Raw genomic sequence first — 19,076 nt, forward strand, 5'->3', positions numbered from 1 at the left:
TGACTGAGCAAGAGTTACTCTACTCCCCGTCTGCGCGGCTGGCGTTTCACTTCGATCCTTAAGTAAATAACTAAATATCTTTATTTTTCATAAGCTTAGCTGTTGGTCGAAAAATAAGCTTGCGATCATGCTGTGTCGCACCTAGTATTTGCTGTGTGTTGCACAGTGTGCGCGGCACAGTATCGATGATTGAACAGGATTTTTTATGACCTCATCACAGTTGGACAAAATGCGACTGGAACTGCGCCGTGGGGTGCTGGTGCTTGCTGTTTTGGCTTCGTTGAAGCAGCCACATTATGGCTATTCGCTTAGAAAGCAACTGCAGGACAGAGGCATAGATATAGACGAAGGCACTTTGTATCCGTTGGTGCGGCGTTTAGCAGAGCAAGGTTTGCTGGACAGCGAATGGCAGCAAGCCGAAGGCCGCGAGCGGCGTTATTACTTGTTGTCGGAGCAAGGCAAAGAGCTGCTGGTGCAGTTAACCTCTGAATGGCTACAACTCAATTCGGCTTTGGATCCTTTGTTAACACAAGAGCAAAGCGGGGAGACAGAATAATGGAACTGGTAGAACGTTATGTGGCTGCGGTGCAGCGTGAGTTGCCTGAATCGAAAAGGCTGGAAATAGGCCGCGAACTGAATGCCAATATTATGGACCAGCTCGATGCGCTAAAAGAGCAGCAGGGTCAGTTGTCAGAAGAGGATGTGGCAGCAGCGTTAAAACAAATGGGGCGGCCCAGAACTGTGGCTTACCAGTTTGTGCCGCCTAAAGCTTTAGTGGCAGCCGAAGATATGCCTATGCTGAAACACACTTTGTATATGGTGTTGGGTGTGCTTTTTGTATTGCAGGTAATAGGCGCAACCACGCATTGGCTGGGCAGCAGTGATGGCAACTTAATACGTTTTCTATTGCAGCTTGCTGCTGGTTTTATGGCGGATGCTTGTTTTGCCTTTACCGCCATAGTGCTAAGTTTTGCCGCAATCAATGGTACAGGCCATAAGCTAGGTCATTGCCCGGGCAAAGACTGGTCGCCTAAAGATTTACCCAAAGCAGACCTGGGCTGGCAGCATATTAACCTGAGCGACATCTTTACTGATCTGGCGACCTGTATCTTTTTACTCATTGTAATTTGGTATCCACTGTGGATGAACCCGGCAGAATTTGCTGCCCGTAGTGTGACTTTTACTGATACTGCTTTGTTGATGTTGCAATGGTTTAGCCCTGTGATAATTCTGTCCGTTATGCTGAGTGTATGGCAATTACAACGACGGATTTGGAATCGGAAGCTTTTACTGAGCAGTATTGCAATCAATGCAGCTTTTGCGGTGTTTTTAGTGGCACTGGCTTTTAGTGGTCCATTGTTGCAGGCTGGTCCCGCCGAGCTGAATAGCCTGTTTACTTTACAACAGCTAGAACAGGGGCTGACTCATGGCTTGTTGATCACTGCCTGTTTTCCTGGTTATGAAGTTGTCAGAGATCTGCTCAGGTTAAAGCGTCTGAATTCAATTTGATTGAGCGTCTGATCTGGGGCTGTTGAATTTATCACACAACAGCCCCATTACCTTCAAAGGCAATCCGCCTTAACTGACTGAAGGTTTATCATGGCTTTACATCTTCCTGCTGTTGTTACCTTGCTGGCACTTTTATTATTCGTTTACAGCTTTCTGGCCGTTGGTATGGCTCGGAAAAAATATGGCGTGGCAGCACCAGCTACTACGGGCGCTGTTGAGTTTGAGGTGGTGTATAGAGTACAGATGAACACGCTGGAGCAATTGGTGTTGTTTTTACCTGCGCTTTGGTTATTCAGTGAGTACGTCAGTCCACTTTGGGCGGGGCTTTTGGGGTTAGTCTGGTTAGTGGGCCGTGTGTTGTATTCTGTCAGTTATATCAAAGACCCTAAAAGCAGGGGACCTGGTTTTATGATTAGTTTTATCGCCGCGATGGTGCTTATCCTCGGTGCTGCTGTGGGTGTAGTGATGCGTATCATGGCTGGTTTATAAATGGTGAGCAGCAGATCCCTCGAAACAGAAGCTGAGCCTGATACTGAAGTTCAGGTTCCAGCTAAAAAAATAGGCCCGCTTTTTAGCTTATTACCTTTTTTAACTCCTTATGCCAGCCGCTGGTTGCTGACTTTTATTGCTTTAACAGTGGCAGCTGTGGCTACTCTGACTTTGCCTGTGGCTTTTCGGTATCTGATTGATGCGGGTTTTTCCAGCGATCAGGCGGGTCATATCGACCAATATTTTCTGGCGTTATTTGGCCTTTCCGTCGTTCTGGCGGTGGCTACTGCATTGCGGTTTTATTATGTGTCCTGGCTGGGGGAGCGGGTGACAGCTGATTTGCGCAGTGCTGTCTATGCTCATGTGGTGAAGATGAGCCCGCAGTTTTTTGAGCTGACTAAAACCGGCGAAGTTTTATCACGTTTAACCACAGATACCACCTTAATTCAGGCTGTGGTGGGCACCAGTTTGTCTATGGGTTTACGCAATAGCTTCTTGTTGCTTGGCGGTTTGGTGATGCTATTTGTCACTAGTGCCAAGTTAGCCACTTACATTCTGCTGACCTTAGTCTTGGTGATTTTGCCAATTTTCTTATTTGGCCGCAAAGTCCGTAAGTTATCGCGTGACAGTCAGGACCGTATTGCTGATGCCAGTGCTGTGGCAGGTGAAGTGTTAAACGCTATTCCCACAGTGCAGTCGTACCGGCAGGAGCAACGGGAAACCGCGCGTTTTACTGGATCTGTTGAAACTGCTTTTACCACAGCGTTATCCCGTATTCGCGCCCGCTCTATGCTGACCTTAGTGGCGATAGTACTGGTATTTGGTGCTATCTCTTTTGTGCTGTGGTTAGGGGCTCAGGCTGTGCTGGCTAATGAAATGACAGGCGGCGAGTTGTCGCAGTTTATTTTATATGCGGTATTAACAGCTGGTGCTATTGGCGCTATTGCCGAAGTTTGGGGCGATTTACAACGCGCAGCTGGCGCGGCAGAGCGTTTGATGCAGTTGTTAAATGTACAGTCTCCTGTGGTGGAAAGAGCTGATCCTCTGCCTTTGGTTTTGCCTGAACATAATCTGGCGGGCAGTGGTATTGAGTTTAACAATGTTAATTTCAGCTACCCATCGCGGCCTGATACTTTGGCTTTGCAGGACTTTTCACTGCAAATTAAACCCGGTGAACATATAGCTTTAGTTGGCCCTTCAGGCGCTGGCAAAACCACCTTGTTCCAGTTGTTGCTGCGCTTTTACGATCCACAAAGCGGCCAGGTGAAATTTAACGGCACAGATTTAAAAGACGTACGTTTAACCGATGCCCGTCAGCCTTTTGGCATAGTGCTGCAGGACACTGTGATATTTGCAGGTTCTGTGCTGGATAATATCCGTTATGCCCGCCCTGAAGCGTCCGAGCAAGAAGTGCAGGATGCCGCAAAAATGGCAGCAGCACACGACTTTATTCTGGCTCTGCCCGAAGGTTACAACACTTATTTAGGCGAACGGGGTGTGCGTTTATCTGGTGGTCAGCGTCAACGTATTTCCATTGCCAGAGCCATCTTAAGTAACCCTTCGGTATTATTGCTGGATGAAGCCACCAGTGCTTTGGATGCACAAAGTGAACGACAAGTGCAACAGGCTTTGGATAACGCCGCACAAAACCGCACTACTCTGGTGATAGCACACAGGTTGGCCACCGTTTTGGCAGCCGATCGTATTGTGGTGCTGGAAGCGGGGCAAATTGTCGCTCAGGGCACACATACAGAACTTTTGCAAAGCAGTGAGTTGTATGCCCGTTTGGCAGCTTTGCAGTTTAGTCATTAATACCCTTCTTACTTGAAGCTGCAGCTTTGTTGACTTCGAGCCATCGCCCCAGTTGTTTTGCAAATAACATACTGGGGTAGAGCAGCTCGTTCTCGCTTCAATCCAATTGCACACAGGACTACTATGCTCCTGGGGGCTCAGGCTCTTGTCGCCTCCCTGCAACTCCAATTACTTTGGGTATAGGTAGGCAGGAAGAGCTTTGGTTTATAGCCAGGGCTCGAGTTTGGTTACATAATCTGCTGGCAACAGATGACCACTGTCGAAACGGAATAGCTTTTTATCTGGGTTTGGCAAAGCATCAAACAGCTGTTGATTCTGTTTGATGCTGGCGTATTCATCGTCATCTGCGGTGAAAAGCCAGACTTGATTATCCGAAAGGCCAGCCATCACATTCAGCGGTGCTACTACGGCTGTAGTGCTGTTCATATGGGGCGGTACTATGGCGGCGACACTCTTGATACGAGAGTCAACTCCGGCCAATAACAAGCTAATTTGTGCGCCCATGCTGTAGCCGGCCAGTTTAATCTTATTTTTATCAAGCATAGGTTGCTGTACCAACCAATCCAGTAACACTCTATGATCCCGCACCGTATCCACCAGCATGGTTTCGTAAGGCTCACGTTCGCCCCACCAGTGTAAATTCTCGATGATATCTACTACGGTCAGATCCGGGTCTTTACGTAAACCATGATTACGCGCATCTATGGCGACTACCGCATAACCTTTGGCTAATGCCATTGCTGTGATTTTGTCTGTTTGCTCAAAGGTCGCTCTGTCTTTAAAGCTGTCTTGCCACCAGCGAATTTGGCTGCGACCCATCGCATGAGCGCCAATCAGCACTGGTACTGGGCTTTGAATTGTTTTAGGCGCCTGCGGATAAATGATGCGGCCATTCACAGTCACGCCATCAAAACTTGGGTAGGTAAATTCAAAACTTTGTGGGGTTAGTTCTTTCAGATCCAGTTGCACTTGCTGTTTCACAGAGTAAGCATACCTGGCTGTCAGTTCCTCTGCGCTTAAGCTATAAGGTTTTAAACCAAATACGCCATACCAAAGCGCAGCGATTCCTGCCATTACAATACCTATGCTTAACATCGTCTTTTTTCCTTTTGTCAGTGCCATCACTTGTGCCTTTTTTCTATCAATGCAAACACGTTATCTTTCTCTGTGGCACAGAGCTTAAAGCTGCCAATGTGAAAACAATGTGAAATGAAAATATGAATGAGCACTGAGCCGTATCCGACTATGTGCACTTTATATTGTCACGACCTCTTTGTAGTTTTAGGTCGGACTCGCTTTATTGCTGCTAGAGTTAAGTTTGTTTCCCGTGCTTTTTTAATTTTTGATGGTAGCTATTTATGTTCAGGTTGTTACTGGGGGTTATGCTCTGTTGTCTTTTCGCTGAAAATGCAGTGGCTAAGGAGCCGTTACAATTTTTGATGCCAGACTATCCGCCTTACACCTATCAGGAGAATGGAGGTAACAAAGGCATAGGCTATGAGGCTGTGGCAAGTATTATGGCGGATCTGCAGTTGCCGTTTTCTGTGCAGTTAGTGCCTCATTTTGGCCGTGCTATAGCGGACCTGCAACAAGGCAGCGTGGATGGATTTTTTCTTGCTACCGAGAGCGCAGAACGTAACAAAAGTGCAGAGTTTTCTGAGCCTGTGTTGATGATCCAGTGGAGTTGGGTTTGGTTAAAGCAGCGCACGGACTTACAGCCAGGTTCGAATAGCTTTAAGCAAAAGGCAGTGGTATCGGCGCAAACTAACAGCAATATCTATCAATGGCTGAAAGAGCAGAATTATAAGGTAACTGCAGGAACTACGGATATACGAGGACTCTTGAATTTACTGCAGTTTAAACGCGTTGAAGCTATTTTATTACCAGAGCTAACGGTAAAAACTCTGATGGCAGAACAAGAAATTGATACGGCATTATTTAACTTCCAGCAGGAGGTGAATTTACCTTTTGCCATCTATATCAATAAAGTATATCTGCAAAAACATCCGGAATTTATGCAACAGTTAAATGCTGCTATTCGTCGTTATCAGGAGAAAATCTCTAATGCGACGACTGACTAAGCTGCTGCAACTTTGTATCCTCAGTTGTTTGTTGCCGCTTACAGCAGCGCAAGCAAAAGAGCCGTTGCGCATGGCGATGCCAGATTATCCGCCTTACACCTATGTTCAGAATGGCGAGTATAAGGGCTTTGGTTATGAAGCTTTTGTGAGCATCATGGCCGATTTGCAGCAGGACTTTACAATTGTACCCAAGCCAAATTACGGCAGGGCAGTGAAGGATATGCAAAATCAGTTGGTCGATGGTTTGTTTTTGGCGTCGGAAAATGATGAGCGAAACAAATTTGCTGAGTTTTCTGCTACTGTGTCTTACACTGGCTGGAGCTGGGTCTGGTTAAAGCAGCGCGCTGAATTGGACCCTGATTCTGCTGAGTTTAAGCAAAACGCTGTAGTTTCCGCTCAGTTAAATAGTAACCCTTATTTGTGGTTAATGAAGCAGGGTTATAAGGTTGCAGGAGCGCCAAATGACATTCGTATGTTATTTACTTTGTTAAATTCCCGGCGCGTTGATGCCATCATGTTGCCGGAATTGACGGCAAAGGCCCTGATGCAACAGGAAAAGTTAGATCCAGCTTTGTATTCAATGCAACTGGAGATGCAGTTACCTTTTGGCATTTACATCAGTAAAGATTATATCGCCCGCAACCCAGAGATTATGCCAAAATTAAATCTGGCTATTGAGCGTTACCATCAGCGTCAGAATAAGCCGGTTACAGTACCTTCCCACTCAAAGCTAAAGTAGCTTCACGCTGATCCAGTTGTTGACTGAAACTATTTACTGATTTCTTAATCTGAGTTCTCTGCCATAAAGTTGAGACTGGCATTTTCCATAGATTCAGCAGCCAGTCAGGCGCATAAGACAAATATCAATAGTTACAAAACGATGTTGTTCTCCTACAATGGCGCGGCAACTGGAGAGTAGTGATGAAATTTTCGGCAGTTTTAATTTTGGCTTTAAGTGCCAGTCCTGTGTATGCGACTGAATGGTGGCAAACTAAACAGGACCCAAATAACACTCAGGTGATAGCACTTGGCAAAAAGCCAGTCAATTCAGTGGCGTCGTGCCCGGAAGATACCGCACTGCGTTATTTCCTAAAAGATGACAAAATTACTGCGTTGCAAAATACCTGGTATCAGCAAGCAAGTCGTGAACCTCAAACCGATTTATATCGTTGGGTTTATGGCCCAACCTGGTCTGAGAAGTTAGAAAAAGCTGTATGGCCGGGTGAGGAAGCTTTGGTTAAAGCTGCGACTTTGGGGTCTGTGCAACAGTTGACAATGGAATTCCCTCAGTCTGAGCAAGATAATTTAGCCTTTGAGGATGTACTGGTCTTTAATCTGCAATTTGCCGGTTTTACCGCCGACCATAAACCGGATTTACGTATTGAACTGGACAGAGATCGAAGCCGGGTTGCTGGTGTGGGCGATTTGGACTTAGCCCTAAACCACAGATTGGCGAACAATATTTGTGTGGTGCATAGTTTGAATGAACTGGCAAAAGACAAGGAAGTTGAACTGAAAATTAAAGGTAAAACTGTTCCCACATTAAAAATGAGCTCTGAAACTGTCACTAGTCAGTTGTGTCTGGTAGAAATTCATCAGCAACAGCAAGTGAAAGGATCGCTGACTTTGCCTGTAACTCAGTGTTAGGGCGCGAAAGCTGCTGTTGTACTGCTATTTCCAGTATTGCTCCACCGTAATTTGGCCGGGGTCGCGGCGCAAGTTCTTCTTCAGGCCAAGACTCTCTAATACAGCTTTGGTTTCGGTGATCATCTGCGGATTGCCGCACAGCAGCACTTGCGATTCTTGATCCAGGCTGTGGCCACAAGCCTGTTGCAGTGCGCCACTTTGGATTAATTCCGGGATACGTTGTTGTAAAGCGCCAGCCTTGGCTTCCCGTGTGACTATGGGCTGATAATGCAGTTGCGTGCCATAACGTTGTTGAAAGTGACTGATCAGCGGCTGGTAAACCAGTTCTGCGACATAGCGCACACTATGCAGCAGAATAATTGATGAGAACCTTTGCCAGGGTGTTTCGGTTCCGAGCATAGATAAATAAGGGCCAATACCTGTGCCTGTTGAAATCAGCCACAGATTTTTACCATCAGGCACTTCATCCAGAATAAAGAATCCACAGGCAGGCTGACTGATGTCGACTGTATCGCCAGGCTTTAGCTGATGCAGCAAAGGTGTCAGCAGGCCATCCGCGACTGTGCTGATTAAGAACTCCTGTTCTGGGCCGCCAGGACTATTGAGCAGTGAGTAAGCACGCTGTACTTTGCCATCTGCAGTCTCTATGGCCAGCCGGACAAACTGACCGGCGATAAAATCAAAAGGCTCAGTCTTGACCCTTAGACTAAATAAAGTGTCAGTCCAGTGCGTATTTGCTATTACTGTTCCGCTAAGCCACTGCGCCATTTGTGATGTCCTGTCGGATGAGTCTGAGTTAAGCCTAACAAAACTGCATTGATATACAAAGTAGAACCTGACAGCGCTGAAGCAGAAAAAAGCCCGGAGAACCGGGCTTTTACATTTTTAGTTGGAGTTGGTTTTGTATTGATTAAACCAGGCCAGAATATATTCAATCTTGGTGATCATCCGGCTGGGTTTATTGGCAATACCGTGCGGAGAGCCCGGAATACGCACCATTACTGTGTCAACTTTGCGGATTTTCAGCGCCTGATAAAACTGCTCAGACTCACTGATTGGCGTACGTCTGTCAGCCTCGCCCGTCATCAACATAGTAGGAGTGGTGACATTACCTACTAAGGATAAAGGCGAACGTTTCCAGTAATGTTCAACGTTTTCCCAAGGTACTCCAGGGAACTGATGGAAGGTCTGATACAAATAACTGTCGCCTGTCAGTACTTTACTTAACCAGTTGATAATAGGCTTGACCACGGCCGCTGCTTTGTAGCGCTGAGTTAAACCCACCGCATAAGCTGTAGCTATACCACCGGCAGAACCACCAGCGATAAACAGGTTGTCTTTATCAATAAACCCCAGGTCGATCATGGCATTTACGCCTGAGTCGTGGTCGGCGTAATCCTCAGGTGAGCTGTATTTTCCGTGCAATAACATGGCAAAACGTTCGCCATAGGATGAGCTGCCTCTGTGATTGTCATAAAACACCACATAACCTTCTTTGGCAAAACGTTGCATCTCAGCACTGAAATGCGGGCCATAAGCTAAATGAGGACCACCGTGAATTTCCAGCATCATCGGGTATTTTTTGGTCGGGTCAAAGTCTGGTGGTGTGATATACCAGCCCTGAATTGGCTCGCCATCAAAAGAGGATTTGTAATTAATTTCATGCACTTGCCCCAGTTTTTTATGGCCAAGTACATCTTCATTTAAGGCGGTTAAGGTGCGGGTTTTGCCGTTTGCTATCACCGCCACATCAGCCGGACGCTGTGCATTGCCTCGGGTAAAGGCAATCACTTCATTAGCGACGCTGTATTCGCCACTTAAATAAGGCTGAGGTAATCCGGCACCAGACAGCTCGTCTGTCATTTGTTCCAGCTTGCCGGACAAAGACACTGAAGCAAGAGTGCGCTTGCCTTTGTCATCAAACTGGATCACCAGGCTGCTGTTATCCAGCCACTGCGGATTTTCCACGTCTCTGTCGAGTGTTTTGGTCAGATCTTTAATTTCGCCAGAGCGCCAGTCCATCAGTTTGAGTTTGCCGTTGGTATAAGGCACTTTTTCATTGTTGCCCCAGACAAAAGCCAGGTGTTTACCATCGGGCGAAAACACAGCTGAGTTTTCCTGGCCTGGCATATTGGTCAGTTGCTTTAACTGACTGTTGGCCAGCGTGAACTGATACAGGTCACTGTCTCGTGGCTGGTATTCCCAGTCTTTATGGGTATTGGCTGAAAAAATCAGAGCTTTGCCATCCGGTGTCCAGCTTAAGTCCGAGCCGTAGTTAAAGTCACCGTCCGTCAGCTTACGTTCTTTTCCACCTGTTGCAGGTAAAACAAACACATGACGAAACTCAGATTTTAAAAAACCCTGACCGTCAGCCTGATACTGAGCCCGCTCAATCAAGATTGCAGGTTCAGACCATTTGGCTGCTTCAGGTTTCTTTGGCATTTTAATGGCTTTAGCCAGTGGAGTGGCCTGAGCCGGCACATTCATGGTGAAGGCGAGTTGTTCACCATCAGGCGACCAGGTTAAGTTGCCCGGGCTTTTGGTCAGTTGGCTGACTAAAGCGGTTTTGTTTTCTTTGACATAATGCACATGGATTTGACGTGAGCCTGAACGGTCAGAAATAAAAGCAATACGGTTGCCGTCTTCAGACCAGCGTGGAGAGCCGTAGTTAAACTGATCAACAAATAAAGGGCTTTGCTGGCCGGTTTTGACATCCAGCAGCCATAAACTGCTATGGGTGCCATCTGTCATAATATCGTTGCTGTTACGGACATAAACTATTTGTTTGCCGTCCGGTGATACTTGAGGATCGTTGGCATACTCCAGCGCAAAAATATCTTCAGATTCAAAGTACTGGCTTGCTGCTGTTGACGCGAAAACTGGTGCTGCACAAAGCAAGGTGGTGCTGGCAATACAGGAGTAAATAAAAGGCCTGATGGCCTGGGGCTTTTGCATGGTTAAACCTCTTCTGATTAGACAGCAACTAAACTAACCCGATGTGACCTACTGCACAATTTGTCAGCGACCAAAACCTGAATTTAAGCGTTCAGTTCGTGCTGTTATCCCGCTGTAAGCCAGAACCCACGGCCTTAGTGGCTGGATTTTACAACCTGTTTTGTTTACACTGGCCCTATCTATCCTTTTGTTTGTAGTGCCTTATGTCGTTAAAAAACCTGAGTGTTTTTGCCTTCCTTTTTGTTGGTTTAACCGCCTGTAGTCAACCTGACCCTATTCAACGTATTTCAGGCCCAGCGCAGGGCTCCACCTTTACGGTCAGTTTTTGGAGTGAACAAGAGCTGGACAAAACCAGTTTAGAAACTCAGTTAAAAGACGAACTGGACCGTATTGATCTGTTGATGTCGAACTACAGACCTGACTCTGTGATTGAAGCTTTTAATGCCCAGCAAAGTCAGGAACCCATCGAAGTAGGTGAGGAACTGGTGCAACTGGTAGAAATTGCCAGACAAGTGTCCGTGCACAGTGAAGGCTGTTACGACTTAACAGTGAAGCCCTATTTTGAACTCTGGGGTTTTCGGGGCGATAAGCTCACCAAACCCAGTACAGAACAAATTCAGGCGTTAAAACAAACCATTGGATTAGATAAAGTCAGTAGCAAAGAAGGTAGCTTAACCAAGTTGAATCCGGCGCTGCGAGTGGACGTGTCTTCTATCGCGCAGGGCTACACAGTTGGCCAACTGGCAAAAATTCTTGATAAGGCTGGTATCCAGAATTACCTGGTCGAAGTAGGGGGAGAACTGGTTAGTAAAGGTAAAAAACCAGAAGCAAAAGCCTGGCGTGTTGCTATTGAAAAACCTTTGCCTGATTCGCAAAAACTACAAAAAATTATCAGTGTGCAACAAAGTGAGCCTCTATCTATTATGACTTCAGGCACCTACCGACATTTTTACGATCAGGACGGCGTAAGATACAGCCACGTGCTGGATGCCCGTACTGGTACTCCGGTGACTCACGATACAGTATCAACCACTATTCTGATCCCGGATCCAACCTGGGGAGATGCCTGGTCTACAGCGTTTTTATGCATGGGCAGTGAGCAGGGATTAAAAGTGGCGGATGAACTGAAATTACCAGTACTCTTTATTGACCAGCAAGGTGATAATTTTATTGAAAAACCAAGCCAGGCTTTAACAGAGGCACTCGCTTCAGGTACAGCGTTTAGCTTTCAGGAGTAAGAGGTAATGGCACAAGGATGGGATAAACAGAGACTGCAGCTGTGGCTTAGGCAAAGTGTGGACTTTTTCACTTTGTATCTGAAGCGTTGTCAGCATGATCAGATTAATGTGATAGGCGGATACCTGGCCTATATCTCGTTACTCTCTTTGGTGCCTTTTATTGCTGTGATGTTTTCTGTGATGGGCGCTTTTCCAATGTTCAGCGAATGGCGTGAGCAGTTAGAGGCCTTTTTGTATGCCAATGTAGTTCCGTCCAGAGGTGATGAACTGCGTCTCTATATCGCTGGTTTTGTTGAAAATATTGGAAAAATGACAGCAGTAGGTATAGCGGCTTTGGTGGTAGTAGCGCTGATGTTGATCCACAATATCGACAAAACCATCAACAGAATATTCCGCATTCAAAAACGCCCCAGACTGATTATTTCGTTCTCCATTTACTGGATGATCCTGACCTTTGGCCCTATTCTGCTGGGTGCGTCCATTGCCGTGACCTCTTATATTTTATCTTTATCCAGTTTGGCAGAGGGCTATACCCCCGGGTTAAGCTCTGTTTTGCTGGCACTTACTCCTTATCTGTTTTCTATTCTGGCGTTTTTTCTGCTGTATCTGGTGGTGCCCAATGGCAAAGTGAAGTATCGGCATGCCTTGATTGGTGCCACAGTGGCCAGCCTGTTGTTCGAATTCCTGAAAGAAGGTTTTGCTCTTTACATCACGCAATTTCCGTCTTATCAGGCGATTTATGGTGCTCTGGCTTTAGTGCCTATCTTGTTTTTGTGGATCTATCTGGTATGGCTGGTGGTGCTCTTGGGGGCTGAATTAACGGCTTTGTTGCAGGAGCTGTGGCTTTTAGCTGCAACAAAAGAAGAAAAAATAGCAGAACAGGATGCCACAGCATGAGCAGAGGTACAGCGATTGAAGCTTTTGCTACCCAATGGCTTGACACTCCTGATGGTCAGCAGATTTATCTGGAACAAAGTGGTAACCCGAACGGTATTCCGGTGATTTATTGCCATGGCGGGCCTGGTGGCGGTAGCTCGCCCTTTCATCGCCAGCTGTTTGATGCAGCTTTGTACCACATTATTATTTTTGATCAGCGTGGTTGCGGTTTATCCAGACCCGCATTGCAACTGAACAATAACAGTACCCAACACCTGATTGCGGATATGGAGATGATCCGGCAACATCTTCAGATCCCAAACTGGGTGGTTGCTGGTGGTTCCTGGGGCAGTACGCTGGCTTTAGCTTATGGTCAGACTTATCCGCAGTATTGTCTGGGCTTTATTTTGCGTGGCATTTTCCTTGGTCGTGAGCAGGACATCGATTGGCTCTACCGGGCAGGTTTTGGTGCCAGCCAGGTTTTTCCTGATTATTATCAGGATTTCCTTCAGCCTATTACTCATCTTGTGCACTTAGATGTGTTGCAAGCCTATCAGCTGCAACTGCATCATCAGGATGAAGCTATCCGTCTGGAGGCTGCATTAGCCTGGAGTATCTGGGAATCCCGTATCGCTACTTTAATGCCGAATGAGTTTTCCTGGGGTGGGGAGATGGATGCACAGTCCGCTCTGGCTCTGGCTTTGATTGAACATCATTATTTTATGCATCAGTGTTTTTTTGAACCTAATCAGTTGTTAGATAATCTACATAAAATCAGTCATTTACCTTGTAACATAGTGCATGGGCGCTATGACATGATTTGCAAAGCCGAAAATGCTTTTAGTCTGGCGTCGCGTTGGCCTGATGCCCAACTACATTGGGTATTGGATGCAGGCCATTCAGCCTCCGAAACTGGCATCGCAAAAGCCCTATACCAAGCCAGCAGGGCTATGGCGGACAGGTTACAAACTCAAGCCAGGACTGCGGTATGAAGGCTTTAATACAACGGGTCAGCTCTGCCAGTGTCACTGTCGATCAGCATCTGGTGGGGGCCATCAACACAGGTTTGCTGGTGTTGCTGGGAGTAGAAAAAGATGATTCAGAGCAGCAACTGAAAAAGCTGGCTGAGAAGGTACTTAAATATCGAGTGTTTTCGGATGAAAACGGCAAAATGAATCTGAATGTGCAACAAGCGGGTGGCGCTTTGTTAGTGGTTTCGCAATTTACTCTGGCCGCAGACACGAATTCCGGCTTAAGACCCAGTTTTTCGACCGCAGCTCATCCAGAGCTCGCACTTCAGCTTTATCAGGATTTTGTTGCTTACTGCAGAAGCCTGGGGGTTGAGGTAGCGACAGGACAGTTTGGGGCAGATATGCAGGTCGCTTTGGTCAACAATGGCCCTGTTACTTTTCTGTTAGAGGCTTAATCTCGTACAGCAGGTTAAAATATCCTTTGATTGGAATGCATTGATAAGGGCGATCGGAGAGTAAAACTTCGAGGTCTGGCTGACACTCAGGCTGAGATAAATTGATCCAGATAGTACCTTTTTGCTGCAGTAGTGTTTGCATGGCCTGCTGCCAGCCTTCAAAGAGCGGGTAAATATCCCAAAACACAAAAGGCCATTGCTGCTGATTCGACTGCAGAAAATCTTGTGCAGCTAAGCTCAGCAGCTGTTCTTTACCTTTTAGACAAAAGAAACGTTGATAAGCATCTATCACTTCATGACTTAGTTCTATGGTCAGCAAATGAGTATTGGGCAGCACAGTGGTCATAAAACGATTGATATCACCACCTCCCAAGCCCAGCTGCAATACTGCATCAGGCTTAAGTCGCTGTAACGAATACAGAACAGGCTCCAGATGAGCGGACAGTGTTGCTGCAGGTGCCAACTGGTTCATTTTACTTTGCATGATGCCGTCAAGATACAAGCATAAAAACGGGCCTTCTTCTGTCAGTTCTAATCTGGGCGGACCAGACTTAAACCAGACTAACTGTTGTATAACCTCAGCTTTTTGCTCCACAATACCCTCAAATCAACAGACGACAGGACGCAGATGTGAACTGGCAGCTTAGCGCCCCACAAACCGAAGCTCAATGGTTAGCTTATTATCAATTACGCTGGCAAGTGCTTCGAGCGCCTTGGGATCAACCTAAAGGTTCTGAACAGGATGAGTTGGAAGCACACTCTTTTCACCGTATGGTCTGCACTGAAGATGGTGAAGTTGTTGCTGTTGGTCGTTTGCATAAGGTCGATGAACACACTGCTCAGGTGCGTTACATGGCCGTGTCTGATCAATGGCAGGGCCATGGTTTAGGCGCTATGGTGCTGCAGCAACTGGAGCAAGTAGCGCTGGAGCAGGGCATGCAACGTATCATCTTAAATGCACGTGATACTGCTGCTGGTTTTTACCAAAAGGCAGGGTATAGCTACCTCGAACCTGCCAATGCGTTGTTTGGTATTGCGCATCATCGTTATGTCAAAACTCTGGCTTTTTCTACATCAGCAGTGGTGTTGCAGCAATGGCAAGCAGAGCTACAGCAGACTTTTTGGCAGACCATTCCACTCTCTGCTTATATGCAGTTAAAAGTACAGTCAGTGAACAGGCAACAGCTGGTCTGTACTGCACCTTTAGCCCCGAATATCAATCTGCATCAGACCATGTTTGCCGGCAGTATTTATACCCTGGGTACTTTAACAGGCTGGGGTATGGTCTGGTTATTGTTAAAAGATCAACAACTGGACGGGGATATAGTGCTGGCTGATGGCCATATCCGTTATCTCAAACCTGTGGCGGGGCAGGCTGAAGGACGCTGCTTGCGTCATCAGCACCACCCCGATTTTTCTGCTTTAGCACAACAACGAAAGGCCAAACTGGATGTTAAGGTCGGGATTTTTTGTGACGATAACCAAGTCGCTGTATTTGAAGGTTGTTTCGCTGTGTTACCAAAAAAAGCGCCTTAGGGGCGCGGTTTATCCGCGCCCGTCTCAAATTCCAATTCAATGCGGAGCGAAAACACCAAGCCAACAAAGCAGCAGCTTTAAATACGCAAGTCTCAGATTTAACCAAAGTAGTTGAAGTTGCGGCGAGGCGGCAAGTGGTCGAGAGCCCGGGAGTATAGTTGTCTATGTGACCGGGTCGAGAACATGAAGCCAACAACGCAGCAGCTTTAAATACGCGAGTCTCAGATTTAACCAAAGTAGTTGAAGTTGCGGCGAGGCGGCAAGTGGTCGAGAGCCCGGGAGCATAGTTGTCTATGTGACCGGGTCGAGAACATGAAGCCAACAAAGCAGCAGCTTTAAATACGCAGGTTAAACAGATATAAAGCAAATATCAGGGTTATTTCAGGTAAAAAGCTCTGACAAATTTGATACTGCAACTATCAAATCTGTCAGGAGAGTCTGTGATGAATAACAAATGGTTGATCAGCTCATGTATTGCGACAGCCGCAGGAATAGTTGCAGGGGCAACCTACCTGTTGTTTTCTGAATATTCAGTTTTATCTGGCGGTCAAAGTTGGGTGTTAAGTGCCACTTGGTCCAGTGTCATGTTGTGGCTCTTTGTCTCCATGTTTCTGCTGGCGTTGTTGTTTAATATTCTGGCCTTTCTGGAACTGGAACGTCAGGAAGAAGTGCTGAATCCTATGTGGTGGCCACAAGGCACTAAGCTTGGGCGACAACAGCAACAGTTCAAAGAAAATACTCAGCATTTATTGCAGTTTTTTGGCCGTGAAATGGAATCGGTAGAAGACTGTGATTCTCACTTCTTAGTTCGCCGTCAGCAGCAGGCTTTGTTGCTTTATATCCAACCTGAATTGGATCAGGCTTTAACTGTAGCCCAGGTTCGTTCTGTATTTCAGCAAATGTTATCGCTCAATTGTCAGCGTGGCTTAATTGTCTGCTATCAGAAAATTAATAGCCAGGTGCGTCTGTTTGCAGCTGAAGCGGGCATCGAACTTTTTGACCAACAACGACTGAAAAAATACATCAATGCTGAAAATTTTAGTCAATTAGCGCTGATATAAGGCTGATGTAAAGCTATATAAAGCTTTCGTCATGTTTTTATCGCCAAATTTGTCATGATGATCAAGCGTTTACGAATGTTAGACATGGAACGAACAAAGATAACGGATTACACACTTCCTGCCTGGCCAGACACTGTCTGGCCATTTTTTTAACCTCCACACTGAGCTGTCCTGAGTTTTATTCTGCATCCCTGAGAGAGTTTAAATACAGCTGCAAAGAGCTACTTTTACCAAGGGCTTCGCTTTATACACCTACTGGGTTTGGTGCCGCGTTACTCCAATCTGTATTACAAAAGAAGCTGCTAAAACCCCCGCGGACTAAAAGGGAGCTGATCGTGCCTGATGGACGATAACTTGTGATAAAAAAGCCAGAGCAATGGCTCTGGCTGATGGCTGTGCTAAGAGGCGCGACTTAATGCAACTTGAAGCTACGCACTGCATTTTCCAGTGTGCCTGCAGCTGTCGCGACCTGAGCGCTTTGTTCTAAAGTTGAGGTAGCGCGTTCAGTACTTTGTTCTGCTAACTCCACCATACTGTGCATGCTCTGCTCTATCGCAGTACCAAGCTGCAATTGGCTGGATGTTGTAGTGGCTATGTTATCGCTGATCTGATGCATGGCTTCGATAGCATGGTTAATTTCAGCCAAAGCTGTCATTAGCTGGCCATTTTGCGCCACACAGTTATTGGCATCGGTCTGGCCTTTTTCGATAGATTTTACCGCATGCATACTTTGTTGTTGCAAACTGCCAATCATGGTGCGGATTTCATCTGTCGCTTGCTGACTTCGTACAGCTAAAGAACGGACTTCATCTGCGACTACAGCAAAACCCCGACCCTGTTCACCTGCTCTGGCAGCTTCTATAGCAGCGTTTAATGCCAGCAGGTTGGTCTGTTCGGCGATGCCACGAATGGTGGTCAGAATGCCACCTATGTTGTTTGATTCAGTGTTCACAGCCTGCATGGTCGTGCTGGTATCATTCAGTTGTTGCGCCAACTCCTGGATCAGGCTGTTATTGGCGGCTGAGACCTGATCAATTTGCTGGCTTTGCGTCAGAGCTTGCTGCATTTGTTGCTGCGCCATATCCGCCTGTTCAGCAATCTGATGGGTATTGGTTGCCAATTGATGGGTAATACCGTTTACCTCTGCCACCTGATGATGTTGGGTACTTAAAGCCTGATGAATAGCACTGACTTCCTGACTGGATAAACGGGCACTCTGATTGAGCTCCAATACGCCTTGCTGAATTTGCTCAATCAGTTGTCGCAGGGCTTTGATCAGTGTGTTGACATTGGCGGATAATTCACCAAATTCGTCGTCTGAATTAATGCTCAGCTCTCGGCTTAAATCGCCTTTTGCGATTTGATCCAGCACTCTGTTGATACCGGCTAAAGGCGTGATCATGGCTTTAATCGTCAGATAAGCAGCACCTATCGCCAGCCCCACCAGCACAATCAGCATGATGACCGCTCTTATGGTGCCTGAGTTTAAGGCTGAGGATAAATCCTGCTGCAGAGAGTTAAACTGACTGTCCGCCTGGCCAATCATTTGATCCAATGCAGCCACAGCCTGTGTGACTTGTTGTTCAGACAACTCCAGTTGCTGCCTTGCTGTTTGCAGCTGGCTGACCTGCAGCAACTTAATGCTGACCAGACTATTTTCACTTTCAATCCTGCTCTTTGCCTGAGCGAGCTGTGCCAGGAAATCCTGCCACAAATCATCAGCTCCCACTTGCTTCACTATATTGGCAATGTAATCCAGGTTGCTTTGCATATCACTAAAAGCAAACTCCAGATTCTCCTGGCTGCTGGCAAGTTGCGCCGGATCGGTCATGGCTGCGATTTCGCGCACAGTTTTCATCAAACCTAACAACTGACCATCCACCCGGCCTGCAGCACCTTCCAATAAGGCCATTTGTGCACTTTTGCCAGGAGCTTCTAAAAATGAAATATCAACCAGTGTGGCGCCAGCAGCATCGATCAGATTTTCTAACTCTTTCAGCTCTGCCGCCGCTTTATCTGCCAAAGCTATCGCTTCTAAACGCGATGTAAACAGTTGTTCTACAGCTTGTTGATAGGCTAAAGAGGTTTGTTGAGCTTCAGCTAAAGGTTTTTGCAGAACAGGCTCTTTTGCAACTAAAGGGGCCAGACTGGTCATTTTGCTACGGTAAACGTCTGACGTCTGGATAAATTCGTTTTGGTATGCGGTAATTTTGGTCGCATCTTCGGCGGTATAACCCAAAGCAGATAACTTCGCTAGTTTAAGGAGCTGAATTTGCGCCATATTGCTTTGTTGTTGCACCGGCACTGCGGTTTCATTCATCTGGCTGCTGGTGCTATTCACTACAGCGAAACTCCAGAGTGACGATAAGCTGGCGACTAATAGCAGCAAGGCAATAAAGCCAAAGCCCAGATAAATTTTATGTGCGACACGAAGTTTCATAGACAA

18 protein-coding genes are annotated in these 19,076 nt (G+C 46.6%); 13 read left to right on the top strand and 5 right to left on the bottom strand.

The genetic code is table 11. The features are described 5' to 3' along the window. The first annotated feature begins 205 nt into the window (after positions 1-205). From IEW88_RS01850 to IEW88_RS01865, 4 genes are all read left to right on the top strand, one after another. The gene (locus IEW88_RS01850) at positions 206-556 is read left to right on the top strand and encodes a PadR family transcriptional regulator (RefSeq protein ID WP_053423561.1); all 351 of its coding nucleotides are present in this window, start codon (positions 206-208) and stop codon (positions 554-556) included. Further along, on the top strand, positions 556-1,509 hold the full coding sequence (locus IEW88_RS01855; RefSeq protein WP_147902964.1) for a hypothetical protein: 954 nt from the start codon (positions 556-558) through the stop codon (positions 1,507-1,509). The genes IEW88_RS01850 and IEW88_RS01855 overlap by 1 nt, the downstream gene beginning before the upstream one ends. A 90-nt stretch (positions 1,510-1,599) precedes the next feature. Further along, positions 1,600-1,998 carry an MAPEG family protein gene (locus tag IEW88_RS01860; protein WP_147902963.1) on the top strand — a complete coding sequence of 133 codons (399 nt, stop codon included), beginning with the start codon at positions 1,600-1,602 and terminating at the stop codon, positions 1,996-1,998. Continuing rightward, positions 1,999-3,810 carry an ABC transporter transmembrane domain-containing protein gene (locus IEW88_RS01865; RefSeq protein WP_185148517.1) on the top strand — a complete coding sequence of 604 codons (1,812 nt, stop codon included), beginning with the start codon at positions 1,999-2,001 and terminating at the stop codon, positions 3,808-3,810. A 204-nt stretch (positions 3,811-4,014) separates the two neighbouring features. Here the strand turns inward: IEW88_RS01865 and IEW88_RS01870 are convergent, their stop codons facing one another. After that, positions 4,015-4,932 carry an alpha/beta hydrolase family protein gene (locus IEW88_RS01870; RefSeq protein WP_147902962.1) on the bottom strand — a complete coding sequence of 306 codons (918 nt, stop codon included), beginning with the start codon at positions 4,930-4,932 and terminating at the stop codon, positions 4,015-4,017. Positions 4,933-5,249: 317 nt separating this feature from the next. Here IEW88_RS01870 and IEW88_RS01875 point away from each other — a divergent pair, with 317 nt between their 5' ends. The 3 genes from IEW88_RS01875 to IEW88_RS01885 all read left to right on the top strand — a co-directional run bounded on the left by IEW88_RS01875 (position 5,250) and on the right by IEW88_RS01885 (position 7,538). Then, positions 5,250-5,891, top strand: a complete 642-nt coding sequence (locus IEW88_RS01875) for a substrate-binding periplasmic protein (protein ID WP_147903213.1) — start codon at positions 5,250-5,252, stop codon at positions 5,889-5,891. Further along, positions 5,875-6,630 carry a substrate-binding periplasmic protein gene (locus IEW88_RS01880; RefSeq protein WP_229670237.1) on the top strand — a complete coding sequence of 252 codons (756 nt, stop codon included), beginning with the start codon at positions 5,875-5,877 and terminating at the stop codon, positions 6,628-6,630. The genes IEW88_RS01875 and IEW88_RS01880 overlap by 17 nt, the downstream gene beginning before the upstream one ends. 182 nt (positions 6,631-6,812) lie before the next feature. Further along, positions 6,813-7,538, top strand: coding sequence for a hypothetical protein (locus IEW88_RS01885; RefSeq protein WP_053423555.1), 726 nt, complete (start codon positions 6,813-6,815; stop codon positions 7,536-7,538). A gap of 24 nt (positions 7,539-7,562) precedes the next feature. On the opposite strand, the gene IEW88_RS01890 is transcribed toward IEW88_RS01885, so the two are convergent. Further along, positions 7,563-8,306, bottom strand: coding sequence for a ferredoxin--NADP reductase (locus IEW88_RS01890; protein ID WP_147902961.1), 744 nt, complete (start codon positions 8,304-8,306; stop codon positions 7,563-7,565). 117 nt (positions 8,307-8,423) lie between these two features. Then, positions 8,424-10,493, bottom strand: coding sequence for a S9 family peptidase (locus tag IEW88_RS01895; RefSeq protein WP_147902960.1), 2,070 nt, complete (start codon positions 10,491-10,493; stop codon positions 8,424-8,426). Between the two features lie 203 nt (positions 10,494-10,696). On the opposite strand from IEW88_RS01895, the gene IEW88_RS01900 reads away from it, so the two are divergent. Genes IEW88_RS01900 through dtd form a run of 4 tightly spaced genes read left to right on the top strand, consistent with a single transcriptional unit; the run spans position 10,697 to position 14,033 of the window. After that, the gene (locus tag IEW88_RS01900) at positions 10,697-11,731 is read left to right on the top strand and encodes an FAD:protein FMN transferase (protein ID WP_147902959.1); all 1,035 of its coding nucleotides are present in this window, start codon (positions 10,697-10,699) and stop codon (positions 11,729-11,731) included. A 6-nt stretch (positions 11,732-11,737) separates the two neighbouring features. Continuing rightward, positions 11,738-12,628, top strand: a complete 891-nt coding sequence (locus IEW88_RS01905) for a virulence factor BrkB family protein (protein WP_147902958.1) — start codon at positions 11,738-11,740, stop codon at positions 12,626-12,628. Next, the gene (pip, locus tag IEW88_RS01910; protein ID WP_147902957.1) at positions 12,625-13,599 is read left to right on the top strand and encodes a prolyl aminopeptidase; all 975 of its coding nucleotides are present in this window, start codon (positions 12,625-12,627) and stop codon (positions 13,597-13,599) included. The genes IEW88_RS01905 and pip overlap by 4 nt, the downstream gene beginning before the upstream one ends. Further along, positions 13,596-14,033 (top strand): D-aminoacyl-tRNA deacylase, encoded by a 438-nt coding sequence (dtd, locus tag IEW88_RS01915; protein ID WP_053423551.1) that lies wholly within the window; start codon positions 13,596-13,598, stop codon positions 14,031-14,033. Before pip ends, dtd begins: the two co-directional genes overlap by 4 nt. On the opposite strand, the gene IEW88_RS01920 is transcribed toward dtd, so the two are convergent. Next, positions 14,011-14,628 (bottom strand): class I SAM-dependent methyltransferase, encoded by a 618-nt coding sequence (locus IEW88_RS01920; protein ID WP_147902956.1) that lies wholly within the window; start codon positions 14,626-14,628, stop codon positions 14,011-14,013. The genes dtd and IEW88_RS01920 overlap by 23 nt on opposite strands. A 35-nt stretch (positions 14,629-14,663) precedes the next feature. Between IEW88_RS01920 and IEW88_RS01925 the strand changes: the two genes are divergently transcribed. After that, entirely contained in the window at positions 14,664-15,569 is a 906-nt protein-coding gene (locus IEW88_RS01925; protein ID WP_147902955.1) for a bifunctional GNAT family N-acetyltransferase/hotdog fold thioesterase, read from the top strand. A gap of 443 nt (positions 15,570-16,012) precedes the next feature. Further along, entirely contained in the window at positions 16,013-16,630 is a 618-nt protein-coding gene (locus tag IEW88_RS01930) for a restriction endonuclease (protein WP_053425580.1), read from the top strand. Positions 16,631-17,042: 412 nt separating this feature from the next. Here IEW88_RS01930 and IEW88_RS01935 read toward each other — a convergent pair whose 3' ends face one another. Further along, positions 17,043-19,070 (bottom strand): methyl-accepting chemotaxis protein, encoded by a 2,028-nt coding sequence (locus tag IEW88_RS01935; protein WP_147902954.1) that lies wholly within the window; start codon positions 19,068-19,070, stop codon positions 17,043-17,045. Positions 19,071-19,076 lie beyond the last annotated feature (6 nt).

This window comes from Rheinheimera tangshanensis (assembly GCF_014645135.1).
Classification (GTDB): Bacteria; Pseudomonadota; Gammaproteobacteria; order Enterobacterales; family Alteromonadaceae; genus Pararheinheimera; species Pararheinheimera tangshanensis.

Excerpts from the sequence above, each read along its gene's own strand:
- IEW88_RS01860 (WP_147902963.1), top strand. The coding sequence starts at position 1,600 with ATGGCTTTACATCTTCCTGCTGTTGTTACCTTGCTGGCACTTTTATTA.
- dtd (WP_053423551.1), top strand. The coding sequence starts at position 13,596 with ATGAAGGCTTTAATACAACGGGTCAGCTCTGCCAGTGTCACTGTCGAT.
- IEW88_RS01900 (WP_147902959.1), top strand. The coding sequence starts at position 10,697 with ATGTCGTTAAAAAACCTGAGTGTTTTTGCCTTCCTTTTTGTTGGTTTA.
- IEW88_RS01865 (WP_185148517.1), top strand. The coding sequence starts at position 1,999 with ATGGTGAGCAGCAGATCCCTCGAAACAGAAGCTGAGCCTGATACTGAA.
- IEW88_RS01885 (WP_053423555.1), top strand. The coding sequence starts at position 6,813 with ATGAAATTTTCGGCAGTTTTAATTTTGGCTTTAAGTGCCAGTCCTGTG.
- IEW88_RS01870 (WP_147902962.1), bottom strand. The coding sequence starts at position 4,932 with ATGGCACTGACAAAAGGAAAAAAGACGATGTTAAGCATAGGTATTGTA.
- IEW88_RS01890 (WP_147902961.1), bottom strand. The coding sequence starts at position 8,306 with ATGGCGCAGTGGCTTAGCGGAACAGTAATAGCAAATACGCACTGGACT.
- IEW88_RS01895 (WP_147902960.1), bottom strand. The coding sequence starts at position 10,493 with ATGCAAAAGCCCCAGGCCATCAGGCCTTTTATTTACTCCTGTATTGCC.
- IEW88_RS01935 (WP_147902954.1), bottom strand. The coding sequence starts at position 19,070 with ATGAAACTTCGTGTCGCACATAAAATTTATCTGGGCTTTGGCTTTATT.
- IEW88_RS01850 (WP_053423561.1), top strand. The coding sequence starts at position 206 with ATGACCTCATCACAGTTGGACAAAATGCGACTGGAACTGCGCCGTGGG.
- IEW88_RS01905 (WP_147902958.1), top strand. The coding sequence starts at position 11,738 with ATGGCACAAGGATGGGATAAACAGAGACTGCAGCTGTGGCTTAGGCAA.
- IEW88_RS01855 (WP_147902964.1), top strand. The coding sequence starts at position 556 with ATGGAACTGGTAGAACGTTATGTGGCTGCGGTGCAGCGTGAGTTGCCT.
- IEW88_RS01930 (WP_053425580.1), top strand. The coding sequence starts at position 16,013 with ATGAATAACAAATGGTTGATCAGCTCATGTATTGCGACAGCCGCAGGA.
- IEW88_RS01875 (WP_147903213.1), top strand. The coding sequence starts at position 5,250 with ATGCCAGACTATCCGCCTTACACCTATCAGGAGAATGGAGGTAACAAA.
- pip (WP_147902957.1), top strand. The coding sequence starts at position 12,625 with ATGAGCAGAGGTACAGCGATTGAAGCTTTTGCTACCCAATGGCTTGAC.
- IEW88_RS01880 (WP_229670237.1), top strand. The coding sequence starts at position 5,875 with ATGCGACGACTGACTAAGCTGCTGCAACTTTGTATCCTCAGTTGTTTG.